The organism is Marinobacterium profundum, from assembly GCF_001528745.1.
Taxonomy (GTDB): domain Bacteria; phylum Pseudomonadota; class Gammaproteobacteria; order Pseudomonadales; family Balneatricaceae; genus Marinobacterium_A; species Marinobacterium_A profundum.
On sequence record NZ_BCNS01000207.1, the window covers coordinates 80420 to 98891 of the forward strand.

An 18472-nucleotide genomic window follows, 5' to 3' on the forward strand; every position below is an offset into this window, starting at 1 on the left:
TTTTATGGGCGGATCGGCGAATCAATACAGCGCTGTGCTGACCGGCCTGATCTGTGTCGCCAGGATCAGGCGGAACGGGCGATGATTTCTTTCCACTTGGCGGGGCCAGTGTTGTGCACCGACTCGCCGTTCACATCTACCGCCACCGTAACCGGCATGTCCTTGACGTCAAACTCGTAGATCGCTTCCATGCCCATTTCCTCGAAGGCCAGCACCTTGGCACCAATAATCGCCTTGGACACCAAATAAGCTGCACCACCGACGGCCATCAGGTAAACCGCTTTGTAGTCCTTGATCGCTTCGATCGCAATGGGGCCACGCTCGGACTTACCGATCATGCCCAGCAGACCGGTCTGATCCAGGATCTGGCGGGTAAACTTGTCCATGCGGGTTGCCGTAGTCGGGCCTGCAGGCCCCACCACCTCGTCACGCACCGGATCAACCGGGCCTACGTAGTAGATAAAGCGCCCCTTCAGGTCGACCGGCAGCTCTTCGCCGCGATTGAGCATTTCGATCATGCGCTTGTGCGCCGCATCACGTCCGGTCAGCATCTTGCCGTTGAGCAGTACGGTTTCACCCACTTTCCAGGTGGCCACTTCTTCCGGCGTAATGCCATCCAGGTTGACCCGGCGCGTGTTGGCACCCACTTCGGCGGTGACCTGCGGCCAGTCTTCCAGGCTCGGCGGCGTCAGGATGGCCGGACCATTGCCGTTGAGGGTGAAGTGCGTGTGGCGAGTAGCGGCACAGTTCGGGATCATGCACACCGGCAGGGAGGCCGCGTGAGTCGGATAATCCTTGATCTTGACGTCCAGCACCGTGGTCAGGCCACCCAGGCCCTGGGCACCGATGCCCAGCGCATTGACCGCATCCATGATTTCAAGACGCAGCTCTTCAACCCGGTTCTGCGGGCCGCGCTCGCGCAGCTCATGAATGTCGATAGAGTCCATCAGAGACTCCTTGGCCAGTACCGCGGCCTTCTCGGCCGTGCCGCCAATGCCCAGACCCAGCATGCCCGGCGGGCACCATCCAGCCCCCATGGTGGGTACGGTTTTGACGACCCAGTCGACAATGCTGTCGGACGGGTTAAGCATCACCATCTTGGACTTGTTCTCGGAACCACCGCCCTTGGCTGCTATCTGCACATCCACTTCATCGCCTTCGACGATTTCGTAATGGATCACCGCAGGTGTGTTGTCCTTGGTGTTCTGACGCTTGCCGGCGGGGTCCGCCAGAATGGAAGCACGCAGCACGTTATCGGGGTGGGTATAGGCGCGGCGTACGCCTTCGTTGATCATGTCGGTGACGCCCATAGTGGCGTCCCAGGTCACGTTCATGCCCACCTTCACAAACACCGTCACAATACCGGTATCCTGGCAGATCGGCCGGCGACCTTCCGCACTCATGCGGGAGTTGATCAGAATCTGCGCCATGGCATCTTTGGCGGCCGGATTTTGTTCCTTCAGGTAGGCCTCATGCACGCCCTGAACAAAGTCGATCGGGTGGTAGTAGGAGATGAATTGCAGCGCGTCTGCGACGCTGCTGATGAAATCGTCTTGGCGAATCACGCTCATTGAGACTCTCCGTCTGGCTCAGGGTCATTGGTTTGCAGCTCTATTACAGGGCGAATCCCTCTCGGCTGCTTGGGCTCACGGGGTCTGGCCCCGAGGCCTGCTTTATCGTATCGCGGCGCGATTATACACCAAATAGCCAAAGACGAGAGTTGCGGCCCCCGACAAGTGTGCACAGCGGGTCACGGGATCAGCAGGGGGAGGGCTAAGCCCTCCAGCCGGCCCCAGGCAGGTCAGTACATTATTCCTAGGAGGCAAGATTATGCCTGGGAGCTGCTCAGTACCAGGCGCTCAAACAGCAGCACGCCCCAGCCCAGCATCTGTTCGTCGAAATCAAAGGTGCCGCAGTGGTGACCGCCACCGACGGGCGAGCCCAGGATCAGATGGGTCGCCTCGCCGCCCTGCTCGCGTACTTTCTGGATCAGAAATCCCGCATCCTCACTGGCCGAAACCAGAAAGCTGTCCTGCAGCAGCGCCTCTGGCAGGCCTATTTCCAGTGCCATAGCTGCGACCTGTTTGGCCAGCTCACGGCTGTTGGGGTAGCTGGAGAATTCGGCGAACACCTGGCGTTCCCAGGTTACGCCGTTCATGCGGGCCGCACCATCGAGCACCTGCTCGGCCGCCGCGGCCATAAAGTCGCAGATATCATTGTCGGCTCCTCGCACCTCGTAGCGAAAGCGCACTTCGTCGGCTATCACATTGTGAGCATTGTCCGAGGCAAATCGCCCGACATTAACCCGCGACATACCGGCGCTGTGACGCGGTAGCCCATAGAGCCCCTGCACAGCCTGGCACGCCGCCAGCAGCGCATTGCGGCCGTCCTGGGGCGCATTGCCGGCATGGCTGGCGCGGCCATGAAACACAACATCGTAGATTCTTGCCGCGATCCAGGTGGCATCGAAGATGATTCGATAGCGATCGACAATCCCCAGGTGCAACGTCAGGAAGCGTTTCACCTCGGCCATCTGCGGCAGCCCTGCGAACAGTACACCACCGCCGGCCACCTCCTCGGCCGGCTGGAAAAAGAAATGCACCTTGCCGGTCCAGCGCGCGCGGCTGGCCGCCAGCCGACGCGCCAGCCCAAGGCCAATGGTCAGGTGGCCGTCATGACCACAGGCATGCATGATGCCAACATGCTCAGAGGCAAAGCCCTCGGCCGCAGGCAGGTGATCGGCATTCTGGCTTTCCCTGACCGGCAGCGCATCGATATCAAAGCGAAAACCGAACACCGGCCCTGGCTCCGCAGCCACCAGGCCTCCCTCCAGCGTTGCAACCAACCCGGTGCGATTGCCCTGCATCGACGGCAGATAGCGGTTATCCGCACCGAGCACCTGCAGAGCCCGTTCGTAGGCGAGACGATCGGTTTCGCCATCCGGTGGATTGGGGGGCCTTTGTGTGCCGTAAAGTGCCTGTCCCCACTCAACCGCAAAGCCCAGGGCTTCGAGCTCGGCACAAAGCCGCGCCGTGGTCAGATACTCGGTCCAGGACAGCTCAGGGGTACGGTGAAAACCGCGTCGCGTTTCGCTCAACTCCCGCATCAGCGCGGTATCCGGGCAGGGGGGTAGTAGTGACATGTCAGACTCCCGGGGCGCCATCTGCTGACGCCCGCTAACAGTTCTATTTCAGCTGGCTGGGATCCAGATTCACCGATTTGCGTGCACTGAAAGCCCGCAGCCCCTCGGGGGCCAGCGCCAGAGAGCCATTGCCGGAGGCGCGCTGACCGATCCAGCCGAGCCTGGCATCGACAAAATTGCAGCGATTAACGTAGACCGTGCCGGTATCCACTTGCGCCACAAAACGCTCGGCCCGTTCCCGCGACAGGGTGAAAATCGATGCCGTAAGGCCATAGCGACTGTTACACACCTGCTGTACAGCCTCATCGTCATTGGCCACCTGCATGACCGGCAGTACCGGGCCGAAAGTTTCCTCCTGCAGCACCTGCATTGCCGGCGTCACCTCGGCCAGAAGCGTTGGCTTCAGGAAGGTCACACCGCCAATCTGCTCAGTCTCGCCACCGGTGCAGATCCGGGCACCGCCGTCCTGTGCCTGCCGCACCATCGCGAGCAGCCCTGCGACCGTCCGCTCGCCGCCATGCAGCGGCCCCAGGGTCGTTTCCGGCGCCATCGGATCACCGCTTTTCTCACTTTCCATGATCGCCTGGGCCAGGGCCAGAAAGTCGTCGTAACGGCTGGCATGAACAAACACCCGTTTTACGGCACAGCAGGACTGGCCGGAGTTATGCAATCGGCCGATTTTCACCGCCCAGAAAGCCGCCTGCTCGAGATCAGCATCCTCCGCGATATAAGCGGCATCGCTGCCGCCCAGCTCCAGCGAGCACTGGATAAAGGGCTCCGGCACCTGATTAAAGGCACGCTTGGCAACGCTCTGTTGCACCATGCGCCCCCCCTGCACCGACCCGGTAAAAACCACATGGTTGATATCGGTTTCTTCGATTATGCGTGCCGAGACCTCATAATCCACCACCGCGTGGGTTAGCAAATGGTCGATTCCGGCCATAGCTCCAAAGGCCTGCTCGAAATGATCGCCGACCGAGGGCGCGGTGCTGTGCTTGAGCAGCACCGCATTGCCGCTCAACAAGGCGCAGACGGTGCCGTTAATGGCGCAGAACAGCGGGTAGTTCCAGGGCGTAATGATATAGACCACCCCTTTGGCTCGGCACTCAATGCGCCCTTCGAACCCCTCGTCCTCGTACTCAGGATGTCGCCTGGCCTCGAGCGCGCCGTCGGCGGCAAATCGGCACAGGTACTGGGCCCGCTCCAGCATGAAGGTTAGCTCCTCCTTCGCCGCCGCCAGCGGCTTGCCGACTTCCCGCGTGATCCCTTCAGCGATCGTATCGCTATGGTCGCGAAAATAATCCAGCGCCACGAGTAGATGCCGCGCCCTCTCGGCCGGACTGATCGCCCGCCAGGTTCGGGAAGCCCGCTGGGCTGCATCTATATGCGTGCCGACAGCCTCAAAGCTTGCCGATGGCTGCGAAAATACAGACTCCCCGGTAAAGGGGTTATGGACTTCGATCTGACTCATGGACTTGCCTCCTGGTCTGCTATAAATCCTTTGCGGCTATAAATTGCCTGATATGGCGGGAGCCGTGCCAACCGGCCCCAATGCCGGTCATTAAAGCGACATGAGCCATTAACGACGGGATAATTGGCTGATGTGATGTACAAATTGATCGATATCCTCAGGACAGGTATCGAAGGAGGTCACCAGGCGTACCTCGGAGCAAACTTCGCCCGGCCACACCAGCAGGGGCGTATGTTGCAGCAGCGGCTCGACCCAGGCAGTCGGCAGCTGCGCAAACACCATATTGATCTCGACCGGTGCGCTCAAGCGGACCTGTTCGAACTGCGCCAGCTGTTTGGCCAGGTAGGCCGCCATCGCATTAGCGTTAGCCGCATTGCGCTGCCACAGCTGATTGTCGAAATAGGCCAGGAACTGGGCCGCCAGAAAGCGCTGCTTCGAAGCCAGCTGCATGCCCTGCTTGCGGATATAGGGATAGGCCTGCTGCAACTCAGGATTAAGCACCACCAGCGCTTCGGCCATCATCAGGCCGTTCTTGGTGCCGCCAAAAGACAACACATCAATTCCCAGATCCGCCGTCATCTCGGCGAACCCAACGCCAAGCGCCGCCGCGGCATTGGCAAGCCGAGCCCCATCCATATGTACCAGCAGCGCCTTTTCCCGGGCGAACACCGTAATGGCCCGCAGCTCTTCAAGGCTATAGACCGAACCGCGCTCGGTGGCCTGGGCCAGCGAGATCACCCGCGGTTGACTTCGGTGCACTACATCTCGCTCGGCCGCCACCCGCTGTTCCATATTGGCCAGGGTCAGTTTGCCCCCAAGGCTCGGTACTGGTAACAGCTTGCAGCCGACGAAATGTTCGGGGGCCCCGCATTCATCGACCTGCAGGTGCGCCTCCTCGCTGCACAAGACCGCCTCATGGCTCTGCATCATGCCCTTGAGGGCCAGTACGTTGGCAGCGGTACCGTTGAACAGCAGCAGGGTTTCGCTCTGTTCGCCAAACAGAGCTTTGAAACGCGCCAGTACCTGCTGCGTCACCTCATCGGCGCCATAGCCCGGTACATGAGCCTGATTCACTTCGGCCAGTTTGGCCATTACCTCGGGATGAACCCCCGAGGCATTGTCGCTGGCCAGCAGATGCCTTCGCACTGCGTCCATGGGTATCTCCAGAATTGAATATTGGTGCTATCGAACCAGCACATCACGATTCGCCAGCGTGAGGAAGGTGCAGCCGTTGGCCGTGACCTCCACGGTATCGGACAGAAAAGCATCGCCGATGCCCGAATTCAGCAGCCAGCTCATCAAATGAAAGGTCATGCCTTCGCGCAGACGCATCTGGGAATTGCGCCGCAGCCCAACAGGGACACCACTGCCGGACCAACTCGGTGGATAGCCGATTCCAATAGAGTAACCGCAGTGATGGCGTGAATAGTGCGACAGATCATGGCGGTCGAGCACCGCCTGCCAGGCTTCGTAGACATCACCGGCCAGGGCACCGGGCCTAATGGTATCGGCAGCCGCCATCATCGCTTCCCGACAAACAGCATTGACTTTCTGTGCCTGCGGCGGCTCCTCGCCGATAAAAACGAAACGACCAACCGGCGCATGGTAACGTCGCGCGCAGCCGGCCATTTCGAGAAACAGCAGATCACCCGTCACTAGTGTCATATCCTCCCAGGTACCGTGTTCATGGGCCAGGTTACGGGTCGAACGCACCAGCGGCACGAAGCCGGGATAGGTACCGCCGCGCCTGAACATGGCGTCATAGATGGCCGCCATGACCTCGCGGGCATGAACGCCTGGACCGGCTGCGGCAATGGCCGACAGCACCATGGAGTCCGAAATAGCGGCGGCCTGACGTGTCAGTTCGAGCTCCGCCGGCGACTGTACGATACGCACATCGTCGACCAGACTCTCGAGCTGCTGCCAGTCGGCATCGGGCACGCCATTCATGATCCCCTCAGCAATCGAGTAGGGCAGGAAGGTGCTGTTCATATCGATGCCGACCACGGCTTTCGAAAGTCCTGCATCGGCAAGCGCCCGCACCGTTTCGCGTACCGCTGCACTGGGCATAAGATAGGGCCGGCGCCTGGGTTCCCGTGTCGGCGCCCCCATGGTCTGCGACCAGGTTTTGTCGATCAGCTCATCGTCGGTCTGAGCGCCTGGCGGCGGCTCGGTGCCATCGGTATAGCCGACATGCAGCACATCGGGGGCCTGGTCGCGCACCGTGGCCTTCTCCATCGCCCGAGTGATCAGAACCGGCTGACCACTGGCCGGCAGGATCAGCAGTTGGCAGGCAAAATACCCCTGGTGATCCAGTCCTGTGAGGTAGTAAATATTTTCGGGGCTGGCGATCAGACAGGCATCCAGCCCTCGGATAGACATACCGTCCCGGACCTGGCGACGACGTCGTTCATATTCAGCATCATCAAAATAACGGCCACTGATATCGTTCATCCTTGCGTCTCCCGTTGCTTGAGGGGCCTCACTGGCAACTCATCCGCTTCGCAAAACGGTATGGCCACGTCGAAATGCCTTGATCGAACCCTGTGTCCCCGGCTGCACTCCTAAATGGCTACAGACAGCGACAAGTAGAACGGCGTGCGCTCTGCTTTCACACCGCAGGGGCGAGTCAAGGTCCAATCCAGCCTACGAGACATAGACGCGAATTAATATGATTATGAGTAAATTTCATAATCAGGTCGAATTTGAGTGAGCAGCCAAACAGGCATCGCCGACAATGACGGAGAGGGGGTCGAGCTCTGCACGGCACCGACCAATTACGGTCGAACGCACCCCGAGCTTTTGACAACAGAAAAGGACGCGGAATCCGGGGCTCAGGCTCGCCGGGGTTACCCTTTGAAACAGGGCTTGGTGCATTGTCGATCGCGGGGTACAAGAATCAGGCAGCTGAAGAAAATGAGCTCGCCATGACTCCAGCCCGCGACAAGCTAAGGCTGGAATCAGGCATCAAGCAGGGAGTCAGGCGGAGCGCACCCGTGGCAACGGATACTGCAGCGGCACTTCGAACAGGGGATTATAGAGGGATCCCCGCTCACCTGGCTTACTCATATAGAGCACCACTGAAGACGCCGGACTTTGCAGATTGAGCTCAGGCCAGCTGGCCGGGGGCTCAAAACTATTGTCCGCAGGCAAGCGCCCAAGGGTAACGTGGGGCCTGAAATCGGTGTCGTCGTAGTCAAGGCCCGCCGCAATAGCCACCTGCACCATCTGCTGGTGCAGCGACTGCAGCTCTTCACTGCCTTCACTCAGGGCTGCGACCAGCGCAAGCCTGCGGCTGACCGGATAGTAGTCGACAGCATTGAGACGTACATGGAAGGGATCAACCTGGGCCAGCTGTTCACGGGTCAGGCGTTCAAGGGTATCGACTTGGGAAATCCCGATATCGCCCAGAAAACAGAGCGTCAGGTGATAGCTTTCGGAGTCGACCCAGTTCACTTCCATGTGGCGGTCGTAGGCACACAGGGTATCAGCATGATCAGACAGTCTACGTACCATCTGATCGTTCAGCTTGAGTGCAAAAAATGCACGTAATTTCTTCACTAGTAGCTATTAGCCTTATGGATAGACGGGTCATTCTGCCCTGCCGGCGCCAGCGACGCAATGCCTGATTCAGCATTAGTACAGTCGCTTGTGCCACTCGCCGGGCAGAAACTCAACCGCTAATATTTAGCGGCTCAGTCAAATCAAACGCTTACTGCAAACGTAACTGCAAATTGTTGAGCTGCTGGCGCAATTGCAGCAATTCCTGATTAAGCTGCCGACGACTGCCATCTATGGCGTGAATCGCCTGCTCATTGACACGAACACGGCGGCTCACATCCGAATTGCCGGCACCGGCTTCCAGCGTCGCCACCTTGTCACTGAGCTTGCGCAGCGCTTGCTGCTGAACCACTACCTTCTCCGATTGCACCTCTTCGCTGATACGCACCTGGGTCTCCAGGGTTGCCAGGGAGCGCTTGAGGTCCTGTACGGTTTTGTCCAGATCGCCCTTTAGGCTCGCCTGCCCTTTTTCCAGACCCGCCAGTGCAGCCAGCTGCTTGTCGGTTGCAGCGCGTGCCTTGTCGCTGGCGGCCAGCCCCGCCTGCAGGGATTTAACCTCAGTGGCCAGGGACTGTAACTCTGTCGTCTGGGACTCTAGTTGTGCAACCTGAGACTGCAGCTGAGCGGCCTGGGATTCCAGTTGCGCGACCTGCGACTGTAACTGAGCCGCCTGGACCTTAAGCTGTTCCGCCTGTGGTGAAAGCTGAGTCAGCTGGGCTGCCTGAACGTCAAGTTGCTTGCCCAGCTGTGCCTGTAACTCCACTTGGCTGGCAAGCAGTTTTTCCTGCGCTTCGAGCTTGGGCTTGTTGCTCTGGTAGGCGATAGTCCAGAGCTTGGCGATTTCGGAGTCATATTGCTGATATTTTTCGATCGCGGTTTTACCCTGCTGCTCCAGCCTGCCACTGAGTGTCTGGCCCGACTGGCTGGCACTGTCACTGGTAACCTCAAGCAGCTGCTCCAGGTCTGTCAGTCGTTGCACCGCCTGCGCCTGCTGCTCCAGGCTGTCGTCCAGCTGCTGCTGCAGGCCGTAGCCCCAGTAGCCCAGGCCGCTGGCAGCAGCGGTAAGCAGCACCAGTACCAGGCTGTGCAACAGGTTGCTGCCCTTCGCCGCTGGCGGCGGTACTGGAGCCGCACGACGAGGCGGTGGCTCGGCCTGACCACGACCAGGGGCTGCACCTTCGCGCGCTGGCCCCAGATCCGGAATATCAAACTCTTGCGAACGACTCATAGTCGTGGTTCAACCTGTTCAGCCCCGAAAGAAAGTCACCCTAGCAGTTTTGCCAGCCCTGCAAAAGTACGCGCATCTGAGCGGGGTTCAGCCAAGGTTGTAGACAAACACCACCAGCACGGCTGCCGGGCTCAGATAACGCAGCACAAAATGAAATACCTCAAAAGTGAGGCCCTCACCCAGCCCGATACCCTCGCGCAATGTTTGAGGCTTCATGGCCCAGCCGGCGTAGAGCGCAATTGCCAGGCCGCCCAGCGGCAACGCCAGATTCGACACCAGGAAATCGAACAGATCGAACAGCGTCTTGCCCTCAAAGCGGGCGAGGAAATCCAGCGGATGAAACTGCGCCCAGATATTGAAGGACAGCACAGTACAGATGCCCAGTAACCAGATCATGGCACCGGACATAAATGCACCCAGCATGCGGCCAATGCCCTTGTCTTCCAACCATTCCACCACCGGCTCGATCATAGAAATGGCCGAGGTCACCGCGGCCACCAGCAGCAGCACAAAGAACAGGGTGCCAAACACGACACCACCGGTCATCTGCCCAAAGGCCAGCGGCAGGGTCACGAAAATAAGCCCTGGGCCTGCGCCCGGCTCAAGACCGTTGGCGAAGACCAGCGGAAAAATCGCCAGCCCCGCCAGCAGCGCCACCAGTGTATCCAGCAGACCAATGGTGACGACGGTACGGGCAATATTGACGTCTTTGGGCAGATAAGAGCCATAGGCCATCATCACGCAAATACCGGTACTCAAGGTAAAGAAGGCATGGCCCAGCGCGGTCAGTACACCTTCGGTGGTCAGCTTGCTGAAATCCGGTGTAAACAGGAAAGCCAGTGCCTGGGCAAAATTGCCGCGCACCGCCGCGTAAGCTACCAGCACCAGCAGCAACACGAAAAGTAGCGGCATCAGCAGCCTGATGCTGCGCTCCATACCGGCGCGTACACCGCTGCCGGCAATAAGCACCACCAGTAACATGAACAGGCTGTGCCAGAATAGCAGCGATACAGGATCTGCCAGCAGCTGGCCAAAGAGCCCGCCAATGGTGGCGGCGTCAGCACCGTTGAAAGCCCCTTCTGCCGCAAGGCCCACATAAGCCAGGGACCAGCCTCCCACCACTGAATAAAACGACAACAGTACAAAGGCCGCGACAAAACCAATCCAGGCCATCCAGCCCCAGCGCGCCGACACACCATCGCGCCGGGCTAGCAGTGCCATGCCCTGAATGGGACTGCAGCCACTGCGCCGACCCAGCAGAATTTCAGCGGCCAGAATCGGCAGACCCACCACCAGAATACACAGCAGGTACACCAGCACAAATGCACCGCCGCCATTTTCACCGGTGATATAGGGAAATTTCCAGATATTGCCCAGGCCAACGGCGGAGCCCGTGGCAGCAAGAATAAATGCCAGCCTGGAGGACCACTGAGGGTGCATCACCCCACCGCTGCTGGCATCGGAGCCTGGAACCGAGTCAACCCTGGACATCAAACGTCTCCTGAATCTGCAACACACCTGGGGGATAACGCAGGTGTGCCGGGCCAAAACCGATAGGCTAGGGCCATATGAATTGCGCGCACAAATGCAGCGAGTACCCAAGGTGCGAGGGTCGCCTCCATTTTGCTACGGATGCGGCGGGCTTGTGGCCCTAGTCCGCAAAATTTCGGCGGCAAGAATAGCATAAAAAACAGGCGCTTCACCGCTATCCGCAGCGCAACCTCTGTGGTGCCCAGACAACCACCCACGCAGCCGCTTCAGGCGTCGTGCAACTGTTCTCGAATCAGCTTCTTGTTGATCTTGCCCACACTGGTTTTGGGGATCTCGTCAACGATACGGATTTCATCCGGTACGGCCCACCTGCTGATCTCGCCACTGCTGACAAATTGCAGCAGGTGCTGCTGCAATGCATCTGCCTCTAGCTGCGTATCAGGCACCAGTACCACCAGCGCCAGAGGGCGCTCATCCCAGCGTGCATCCGGCACCCCCACCACTGCGACCTCCGCCACTGCAGGATGCTGACTGATCAGGTTTTCCAGGCGCAGCGAAGACACCCACTCTCCGCCGGTCTTGATCACATCCTTGATGCGATCCCGAATCTGCAGCACCCCGGCGGGCGTTATAGTGGCCACATCACCGGTGTGCATCCAGCCGCCTTGCCAGAGCTCGGCTCCCTTTTGCTCATCACGGTAATAGCCCTGGGTAAGCCAGGGTGCCCGCACCACTATCTCGCCCACGCTGCTGCCATCCTCCGGCACCCGCTGCCCCGTGGCATCGACCAGATGGAGATCCACCAGCCCCACAGGCACACCGGTAGACATGCGCAGTGGCAGCTGCTGCTCCAGCGGCAGATCATGCTCTTGCGGAGTAAGAAAAGAAGCACTGAGCAACGGGCAACTCTCGGACAGGCCGTAGCCGGTAAAGAACTGAATGCCACGTTCTGCCATCTGTCGTACCATGCCTTCCGTCGGGGCCGCGCCACCGGTCAGCAGTTTCCAGCCAGAGAGATCGGTTTTGGCGGCCTCGTCGCAATTCAGCACCATCTGCAGCACCGTCGGCACACCGTGGGAGAAGGTCACGCCTTCATCCCGGAACAGCCGCACCAGACGATCGGGGTCATAGCGCCCCGGATACACCTGCTTCACCCCAAGCGCAGTGGCAGCATAGGGCACACCCCAGGCATGTACGTGGAACATGGGCGTCATGGGCATATAAACGTCTTCCGATCGCAGCAGCGCAAAGCCCTCATAGGCCGCCAGAGTGGTGGTCATATTCAGCGTATGCAGTACCAGTTGCCTGTGGCTGAAGCAGACACCCTTGGGGTTACCGGTCGTCCCGGTGGTATAGAAGGTGGTGGCAACGGAGTTTTCATCAAAATCGGGAAAGTCATACTGACTGTCAGCGCCGGCAAGCAGAGACTCGTATTCGCCCAGCGGCTTCAGTGTGCAGGTCACAGTCTTGGCGGTGTCACTGAGCTGGATGTAGCCCCGTATGCTGGGCAACGTCGGTGCCAGCGCTTCCATCAGCGGCAGAAAGTCATCGTGTACCAGCACCAGATTATCCTCGGCGTGGCGCATGGTATAGCCCACCTGATCCGGGCTCAGGCGCACATTGACATGGTGCAGTACCGCACCGATCATCGGCACCGCGAAGTAGGCCTCCAGATAGCGATGACTGTCCCAATCCATCATAGCGACTGTGTCGCCCGCCTCGACGCCCGCCGCCCTCAGCACATGGGCGAGACGGCAAATGCGCTCATTCAGCTCCGGGTAGCTGTAACGTCTGTCCCCGTGCACGATTTCCCGCCCCCGCCCGTAGCGCTGCCCCGACAGCAGCAGGCTCTTGATCAGCAGTGGATACTGGTAGGCGCCCTCGCAGGGTTCAATTATTTTTGTCGGCATGGTTTTCCCCGGATACATCAAAATGACAGTTCCAGTATGGAAGCCCCACCCATGAGCGCCAGTACTGGGTCAATCCAAGGCAGCTCGCTGCAGGCAATAAAAGATCAGATCGCACCGGTGCGCATCCCCAAACCCGAACACTCGATACTGCACAAAACCAGCTCAGCGGTATTTGAATTCATGCGGGCGAGCGGCAAAGGGAGGTGCCCTAAAGACCACCAACTGCAGCCCGAAAAAATATTCCTCGCCGGCCTCTGGCGGACAGACCCGGCGCAATGCTATTGATGTACAAGGGGGAAGGCTTCACAGCGCCCAAGGCCCCGTCATGGCAGACGATGAGCCGAACTGGCCCGTTCAGTCAGGTAAAAATGTTTATATCAGTGGTGACTATACTGTCATCGGTAGTCATGATGTATGAATCAGGGTCACTTGAATGGGGGCTTATTTGCAATCTGATGTAAGCGGGACTGGCAGCGTAAAAAAGGGGATTCGTCCCACACCACTGGCCAAGCACAAGCCCCGCCGCTGGCGGTCAATATTGCTGTTCTGGGTATCTCCCATGGTCACAGTCGCGGCAGTGGCCGGTCTGCTGATTGCTCACGAAATCCGCACCGCTGAATTGCAGTCTCGGGAACTGAGCCGGTACGCCCAAACCCTGCAATATACGCTGCAACCCGGGCCCAGCGACGCCATCCTGTATCCCCAGCACGGCCCATTCGACCTGCGCCTGGGCTATGCCCGCCTACCCTGGCTGCTTGAGCGGGCCCAGCGCCAGAACTTTGAAATTCTGCAGCAGTCACGCTTTTCCGAGCCGCTGCTCAATTATGGTCTGCGCGGCCTGCCGGTTCCCTTCGCGGAAAAATCCCAGGCGGGTCTGATCATCTATGACTGCCGCAAGGAGCCGCTGTACAACTTCGACTACCCCCAGCAGTATTATCCGAGCTTTTCGGCAATACCCCCACTGGTAGTACAGAGCCTGCTGTTTATCGAAAACCGCGACCTGCTGGACCCTGCACAACCCCGTGCCAACCCCGCGGTCGACTGGCTACGTTTCGTCAAGGCGGCGCTGTCGCAGCTGGGCAAGCGTCTCGACATTGCCAGCGATTCCGCGGGCGGCAGTACGCTCGCAACCCAGCTGGAAAAATACCGTCACTCCCCCAGAGGCCTGACCGACTCGCCCAACGAAAAGCTGCGGCAAATGTTTTCGGCCAGCGTGCGCGCCTATCAGCAGGGTCCCGACACCCTGGAATGGCGTCAGCGGGTGGTGCGCGATTACCTCAACACAGTGCCACTGGCGGCAGCGCCGGGGCATGGCGAGGTCCATGGTCTCGCGGCAGGCCTGAAGGTCTGGTTCAACGCAGACTTCGATCAGCTTAACCATCTGCTTGGCGCGGCCAACGATGCCCAACCCGTCGACGCCAGCACCCTGGCGGCCCGTGGCCAGGCCCTGCGCCAGGTACTGTCGCTGTTGATCGCCCAGCGCAGGCCCTCCTATTACCTCCGCCGTGGCCGCTCCGATCTGGCCGAGCTCACCGACAGCCATATACGCTTGCTGGCCCGGGGTGGCATGATCGATGATGCGCTGCGCAGTGCCGCTCTGGAGCAGCAGGTTGAATTCCGCGACTGGATCAATAGCCCAATTCAGCATCAGGTCGACAGCAGCAAGGGCATCAATGTCGCTCGCAGCCGCTTATCGAGCCTGCTCGGGCTGCCACTGTACGACCTCGACCGGATCGACCTGGTTGCAGGCAGCACCCTGGCCGGGCAGCTGCAGCGTGATGTCAGCCAGTACCTGCGTCGCCTTGCAGATCCGGACTTCGCCACCGAAATCGGCCTGCTCGGCGAGCGACTGCTATCCGCCAGCAACACCGACCAGGTACGCTACAGTTTTACCCTGCTTGAGCGCAGCGCAGATGGAAACCGCGTGCGGGTGCAGACCGACAACACCGACCAGCCGTTCGACATCAACGAGGGCAGCAAGCTTGAGCTTGGCTCCACCGCCAAGTTGCGGGTACTGGCGCACTATCTGGGCGTTATCGCCGAACTGCATCAGCGTTTTGCCGACCTTAGCCGCCCAGAACTGCTGGCGGTGGATGTTGCCGCGGACGACTACCTGACCCGCTGGGTGCAGGACTACCTGGCCAGGGGCAACGACCCTGACCTTGAAGCAATGTTGCAGGCAGCGATGGAGCGGCGCTATTCCGCCAGCCCCTACGAGCGCTTTTTCACCGGCGGCGGGCTCCACACCTTCAACAACTTTCGCAGTGAAGACAACGGGCGCCAGGCCACAGTAAGCGATGCCGTGCGCGAATCCCTTAACCTCCCCTTCGTGCGCCTGATGCGTGACCTGGTGCGTTACAGCATCTACCAGGCACCGGGCAATACTGGCACCTTGCTGAAAGACGATCAGGACCCGCGGCGCGAGGATTACCTGCGTCGTTTCGCAGACAAGGAGGGCAAAGTATTTCTGCTGCGTTTCTGGCGCAAATACAACAACAAGACACCCCAGGAACAGCTGGACATCTTTCTTGACGGCCTGCGCCAGACGCCGGTACGGCTCGCCGCTGTACATCGCTATCTGATGCCGGATGCCGGCCAGGCCAGCTTCGATGCCTTCCTGCGCGAGCGTCTACCCGGCGAAAAGCTCACCGAAAAGGAACTCACCGGCCTCTACGAAAAATACGGCCCCGGCGCATTCAACCTGACCGACCAGGGCTATATTGCCCGCGTGCACCCGCTGGAACTCTGGCTGCTGCGCTACCGCCTGGAACACTCCATCGCCACCTTCGGCGATGCCGTCGGCGCCAGCGAAACCCAGCGCCAGGATGTCTATCGCTGGCTGTTCCGCACCCGCCACAAAAGCGCCCGCGACAGTCGCATCCGCACCATGCTGGAGGTCGAAGCCTTCCTCGACATCCATGAGCGCTGGCAGCGCCTGGGCTATCCGTTCGAGCACTTGGTGCCATCCCTGGCCACAGCGCTGGGCAGCTCCGGCGATCGCCCGGCGGCACTGGCAGAACTCATGGGAATCATCATGAACGATGGTCTGCGCTTGCCGAGCCTGCGTATCGAACAGCTCGACTTTGCCACCGACACGCCCTACGAGACCCGCCTGGGCCATCGCGCCAGTGGCGGCGTGCGTGTGATGCAGCCGGAGGTCGCCAGAGTACTGCGTTCAGCGCTCAACACCGTGGTTGAAGGCGGTACCGCCAGACGCCTGCGGGGCACCTTTACGGACAATCAGGACGCCGCTCTGCCTGTTGGCGGCAAGACCGGCACCGGCGACAACCGTATCGAGCAGACAGGTCGCGGCGGCCAGGTTCTGAATTCAAGAGTCCTGAACCGCACCGCCACCTTTGTGTTCTACCTGGGCCCCAATCACTTCGGCACCCTCACCGCCTTCGTACCCGGCAGTGACGCCAAGGACTTCAGGTTCACCTCGGCCCTGCCGGTGCAGGTGCTCAAGGGCATGGCGCCGATACTGCAGCCCTACCTGCAACCCGGCAGCCAGTGTGGCGCACCGCTGCCAATGCAGACGACGTCGTCCTGATAGATCACAGCTGCGCTGGCGCCCAAACTCTGGCGCCTGCGCGACTCCGATAGATCAGGTTGCGGTAAAGCCAAGCAAAACCCGACAACCTCTGCGCGAACCTGCGACAAGACCACCCGAGTTATTAACGCCGCACAGGCCATCCAGGTAAAATCTCAACGCCCTTTAAGCCCTCAGGCGTCGCTCCACTTCCTCCAGCACCTGCTGAAACGGTTGTGCGCTCAGGCTGCCGTAAGCCGCATTCTTGCGCAGCCGAAAGGTCGCCGGACTCGACAGGCCACAGAGGAAACGGGCCAGCTGACGCGGGTGCTGCAGCGCCCCCTGACCTTCTGCGATCAGGGTGTCTATTCTCTGCTGCTGCGCGGCGCTCATGGGTACATCGCCCAGGGTCGGCAGGCGGCGGGCACCCGGCTCCAGACAGCTGCTGCACTGCCCACAGGGTTCCGTTAGATTGTCGCCGAAGTAGCCGCACAGCTGGGCTGGCAGACAGCGGGCATCCTCGGCATAATCCAGCACTTGGCGCAGCCTGGAAAGGCTCTGTTCTTCGCGCCTGACGAAAAGCAGACCCAGGCGCACGCAGAGCTGCGCCAGGTCCGGCGTCTGCAGCCTGCGGTATTGCTGGCGCACGCCTTTGACCTGAGTGCTGATGCTGCCCTGCTGCTCCAGATACTGCAGCGCCTTAAGCAGGCGTTCACGCGGTTCGCCCAGCGCCTCGGCGGCATGGGTAACATCCAGCGTCAGCCATATCCGCCCCTGCTTGCCGCTGGCGAACACCCGTTGCAGAAACTCAGCGCGAGCGGCATCAAAACCGGCCAGCAACTGCGCCTCAGGCACCTCAAAGCGGATCTGGTAGCTGCTGTAGAAAGGCCCGGTGCCGGCGATCACGCCCTCGAGTTCCAGGTAGGTAAGCACCGTATTAATCACCAGTGGGCGTATATCGAACTGGTTCGACAGGTCATAGACCGCAATATCAAAGGCATCGCCGAGGGACAGAAGGTGGCCGATCAGTGCATCCAGGTGCTCGGGTACTGGCGTGTCACCGTAAGTGAAGTTTTCCAGCACGCGTATATCATCCGGGCAGGCGAACAGCTCGCAGCGCGACGCTGCACCATCACGCCCGGCACGGCCAATCTCCTGCATGTAGTTTTCCAGCGACTTGGGCAGGTTGTAGTGATACACGGCACGAATATCGGCCTTGTCGATCCCCATGCCAAAGGCGATGGTCGCCACCACCGTGTCGACCTCCCCCGCCATAAAGGCGTTCTGAATAGACTCACGCACCTCAGGCTTCATGCCGGCGTGGTAAGCCTGGGCCCGGATACCGCCACCTTGCAGCTGCGCCGCTACGCTTTCGGCCTGTTGCTGCAGCGTAACGTAGACGATGCTCGCCTCTCCGGACGCGGCCTGCAGCGCCCGCAACAGCAGCGGCAGTTTCTCATCGTCGCGACAGGGCGTTACCGCCAGCGCCAGATTGGCCCTGTAGAAACCGGTGTGGATATGATTCTCCGCAGGGATATTGAACTGGCGGCAGATATCCGCAGCCACTGAGGGCGTTGCGGTAGCCGTCAGTGCCAGTACCCGCTGTACGCCTATATCCCGGGCCAGCTTCGCCAGCTTGAGATAGTCGGGGCGAAAATTGTGACCCCACTCGGAAATGCAGTGGGCTTCATCCACCGCCATCATGCCGATATGCAGCCCCTGCAGCAGGGCCAGAAAGCGCGAATTCTGCAGCCGCTCCGGCGCCACATAGAGCAATTTGAGCTCACCGCTGCGCAACTGGCGGTAGATCTCGCGTACCTCATCACCGCTGCGACTGGAATCCAGCCGCGCCGCAGCTACCCCCTTTGCGTGCAGAGCCGCAACCTGATCCTGCATCAGCGCGATCAGTGGGGAAACCACCAGCGTCAGCCCCTCGATCAGCAGCGCCGGCAGCTGGTAGCACAGACTCTTGCCACCGCCTGTGGGAAAGACAGTGAGTACCGACTCACCCTGCAGCAGCTTGTCGATGGCGGCCTGTTGGCCGTCACGAAATGCCGCCAGACCGAAAGTGGTTTGAAGCGTATTTAATGCCGTGGTAGCAGGCGCTGTGATCACAAGCCGATCTCCCTGAAGGCTGCTC

General features: G+C 60.2%; 12 protein-coding genes. 2 read left to right on the forward strand and 10 right to left on the reverse strand.

All coding sequences use genetic code 11. The annotated features are described in order from the left end of the window. Positions 1-65: 65 nt before the first annotated feature. From MPRO_RS22870 to MPRO_RS22910, 9 genes are all read right to left on the reverse strand, one after another. Positions 66-1571 carry a fumarate hydratase gene (locus MPRO_RS22870; protein WP_067298619.1) on the reverse strand — a complete coding sequence of 502 codons (1506 nt, stop codon included), beginning with the start codon at positions 1569-1571 and terminating at the stop codon, positions 66-68. A gap of 257 nt (positions 1572-1828) precedes the next feature. Continuing rightward, the gene (locus MPRO_RS22875; protein ID WP_067298620.1) at positions 1829-3142 is read right to left on the reverse strand and encodes an amidohydrolase; all 1314 of its coding nucleotides are present in this window, start codon (positions 3140-3142) and stop codon (positions 1829-1831) included. A 43-nt stretch (positions 3143-3185) separates the two neighbouring features. Beyond that, positions 3186-4613, reverse strand: a complete 1428-nt coding sequence (locus MPRO_RS22880; protein ID WP_067298621.1) for an aldehyde dehydrogenase family protein — start codon at positions 4611-4613, stop codon at positions 3186-3188. A gap of 108 nt (positions 4614-4721) precedes the next feature. Beyond that, positions 4722-5768 (reverse strand): threonine aldolase family protein, encoded by a 1047-nt coding sequence (locus MPRO_RS22885; protein WP_067298622.1) that lies wholly within the window; start codon positions 5766-5768, stop codon positions 4722-4724. A gap of 27 nt (positions 5769-5795) precedes the next feature. Next, on the reverse strand, positions 5796-7067 hold the full coding sequence (locus MPRO_RS22890) for a M24 family metallopeptidase (protein ID WP_067298623.1): 1272 nt from the start codon (positions 7065-7067) through the stop codon (positions 5796-5798). A gap of 525 nt (positions 7068-7592) precedes the next feature. Next, a complete protein-coding gene (gene thpR / locus MPRO_RS22895) occupies positions 7593-8174 on the reverse strand; it encodes an RNA 2',3'-cyclic phosphodiesterase (RefSeq protein ID WP_245635187.1) in 582 nt (193 codons plus the stop codon). A 151-nt stretch (positions 8175-8325) separates the two neighbouring features. Then, positions 8326-9402, reverse strand: coding sequence for a coiled-coil domain-containing protein (locus MPRO_RS22900; RefSeq protein ID WP_067298624.1), 1077 nt, complete (start codon positions 9400-9402; stop codon positions 8326-8328). 87 nt (positions 9403-9489) lie between these two features. Next, on the reverse strand, positions 9490-10893 hold the full coding sequence (locus MPRO_RS22905) for a sodium-dependent transporter (RefSeq protein WP_082709079.1): 1404 nt from the start codon (positions 10891-10893) through the stop codon (positions 9490-9492). 266 nt (positions 10894-11159) lie between these two features. Continuing rightward, positions 11160-12803: a fatty acid--CoA ligase gene (locus MPRO_RS22910; protein WP_067298687.1), complete on the reverse strand. Its 1644-nt coding sequence runs from the start codon at positions 12801-12803 to the stop codon at positions 11160-11162. Positions 12804-12854: 51 nt separating this feature from the next. On the opposite strand from MPRO_RS22910, the gene MPRO_RS22915 reads away from it, so the two are divergent. Both MPRO_RS22915 and MPRO_RS22920 read left to right on the forward strand, forming a co-directional pair. Then, positions 12855-13088, forward strand: a complete 234-nt coding sequence (locus MPRO_RS22915) for a hypothetical protein (RefSeq protein ID WP_067298625.1) — start codon at positions 12855-12857, stop codon at positions 13086-13088. A gap of 274 nt (positions 13089-13362) precedes the next feature. Then, on the forward strand, positions 13363-16353 hold the full coding sequence (locus tag MPRO_RS22920) for a transglycosylase domain-containing protein (protein ID WP_245635188.1): 2991 nt from the start codon (positions 13363-13365) through the stop codon (positions 16351-16353). A 165-nt stretch (positions 16354-16518) separates the two neighbouring features. Here MPRO_RS22920 and MPRO_RS22925 read toward each other — a convergent pair whose 3' ends face one another. Next, entirely contained in the window at positions 16519-18447 is a 1929-nt protein-coding gene (locus MPRO_RS22925; RefSeq protein WP_245635189.1) for a RecQ family ATP-dependent DNA helicase, read from the reverse strand. Between the last annotated feature and the right edge of the window lie 25 nt (positions 18448-18472).